Source organism: Shewanella sp. MF05960 (assembly GCF_050849305.1).
GTDB lineage: Bacteria > Pseudomonadota > Gammaproteobacteria > Enterobacterales > Shewanellaceae > Shewanella.
This window is the reverse complement of the sequence record NZ_JBOZPS010000051.1, coordinates 1-1,824: the sequence shown is the minus strand read 5'-3', so window position 1 is coordinate 1,824 and position 1,824 is coordinate 1. Positions and strand designations below refer to the sequence as shown.

At 37.4% G+C, this 1,824-nt stretch carries 3 protein-coding genes and 1 pseudogene; 1 reads left to right on the top strand and 3 read right to left on the bottom strand.

Going from position 1 to position 1,824, the window contains the following annotated elements; translation table 11 throughout:
* A pseudogene (locus ACROAE_RS20520) lies at positions 1 to 117 on the top strand (ISAs1-like element ISSpu13 family transposase); the annotation flags it as partial.
* On the opposite strand, the gene ACROAE_RS20515 reads toward ACROAE_RS20520, so the two are convergent.
* The 3 genes from ACROAE_RS20515 to ACROAE_RS20505 form a co-directional block, all read right to left on the bottom strand.
* On the bottom strand, positions 89 to 511 hold the full coding sequence (locus tag ACROAE_RS20515; RefSeq protein WP_432406164.1) for a ChaN family lipoprotein: 423 nt from the start codon (positions 509 to 511) through the stop codon (positions 89 to 91). The pseudogene ACROAE_RS20520 and the gene ACROAE_RS20515 overlap by 29 nt on opposite strands.
* 113 nt (positions 512 to 624) lie before the next feature.
* On the bottom strand, positions 625 to 1,191 hold the full coding sequence (locus ACROAE_RS20510) for a hypothetical protein (protein ID WP_432406160.1): 567 nt from the start codon (positions 1,189 to 1,191) through the stop codon (positions 625 to 627).
* Positions 1,181 to 1,824: ISAs1 family transposase (locus ACROAE_RS20505; RefSeq protein ID WP_432406157.1), on the bottom strand; the 644-nt coding region annotated here is incomplete at its 5' end. The genes ACROAE_RS20505 and ACROAE_RS20510, both read right to left, overlap by 11 nt.

Below are 1,824 nucleotides of genomic sequence, written 5' to 3'. Positions count from 1 at the left end.
TTAAATCTAGTGAAGCTACATCCCGCTAAAACAAGCCAGAATCAGAAATTCAATAGAGCTTGTTGGAGTGATGATTTCAGGGAAGAGATTATTTTTGGTGCTGGTCAAAAAGTGTAATCAGCCCCTGCCAGCTACATCGTTCATCAATTAAATCCATCATTTCAATTGGCATATCTAACGGAATAATTTTCATACCTAAATCGTTTGCAGCTTTTACTAGCTCAGCATAACCAGTGCTAGCAGCATTATTCCAATTCCAATTATCTTTAAAATACTGCTTTATTGCATCAAAACCTTTCCCTGTTTTTTGGTAGAATTCAATTTTTTCATTTATATGTAATGGCAACATTTCCATTGCAAAGTGAGTAAAACCAGCTGCTTTAAGTTGTTTTAGTGCACGTATAGCTTCATATTTATAAGAAACAGGGTTATGGCTAGATTCTGCGATAATAACTAATCTAGCATTACCAGCCATTTTTCTGTAATTTACATCCGTGTTAACTTTGTTCATTGTTATTCCATAACTTCTTTATATTGAATATGATTTAAATTGCAAAAATAAAGCCTATTAAATACATTTTTTCCTACATGGAAAGCAGTATTCTAGCAATTAGAATCTATTAGTTAAAAAACTAACCCTAAGGCCTCAACTACGACAGATTTTAATCTACTCAATAGCATAGCTAAAATACTTCTCACGGTACTGTAACTGAGGTCAATAATCTTAACTCCAGGCTTGCCGATAAAAGTTAATATATGACCTAGCAATCCTTTACAATCTTCAGCATATTCACGAGACATTTCAGATAGCTCAACTAATGAACGAGCAATTAAATCATAAATGGATAACGTCGAACTGACGCCTACTTGGGCAAGTATTGAAGTCAATTTACCACTTGAACGTAAAAGCCATATTAATCCAGCACTAATTTTATCTGACCAGTGGGCATTAAAACACGCTAAATGACGTTTTTCATACTTTAAGCGAACATGTTCAAGGTTACAGATTGACCCCATTTTCATCTGCTTATAATCAGCGTATCTAGAAGCGGTATTAATGTAACCAGGAGCATTCCCTTTCATTTTGTGTGACGCACCAACAAAAGAAACACAGGTACTTAATCTATATTCATCCCCAGCATGTACAAAGGGCCAAACAGCAGGGTAAGAGCATGAAAATTCACTTGCCAAAAATAACCTTTTCAAGGTAATCGGTGTTGCGATTAGCTTTCATTTGTTTCGCTCTTACTCCTTTTTTAAAGCTTGTCTCTGACTGAAGACGATTCACTGCAACATGCCTAACACCTGCCATAATTTCCGGTGCACCATTACGTCGGATACGACAATCATCTTCTTTCATTCCAACATCAAGTTTCCAGTGCAATCCATTTTCAATACTCCAATGCTCTCGGGCACTTGCTGCCAACTCTTCTGCCGTTAGCGTGGCTGAACTGATGTAGTATCTAAAATTTAACTCTTTGGATACTTTGCCTTTTTCTTTTCGATAAGAAATGATCACCCCAATTGTCGTTAACATTGGCCAATCTGCCGCTGCGGGGATTTGACTCATGTCATTGGTCACAATACAGCACCGGTACTCTTCTCTATTCCGTTGGTAATCCGCTTCCTGAAATAGCGTTCCATCCTGACACTGGCGGCTAATTTCTGGTCCTAATAATTTCTCTACCTGGGAAAAGAACATAGGCTGATTGCCTTTAAGTGCCAGCAGATAATTCGCTTCTTTATCCAAAATTTTCTGAGCTATCGCTTTCTGACATCCCATGGCATCGATGGTGACTAGGCAACCTTTTATTTCTAACAAGT

Bases quoted from the DNA above. Each gene is read 5' to 3' on its own strand.
- ACROAE_RS20515 (WP_432406164.1), bottom strand. From the start codon at position 511: ATGAACAAAGTTAACACGGATGTAAATTACAGAAAAATGGCTGGTAAT.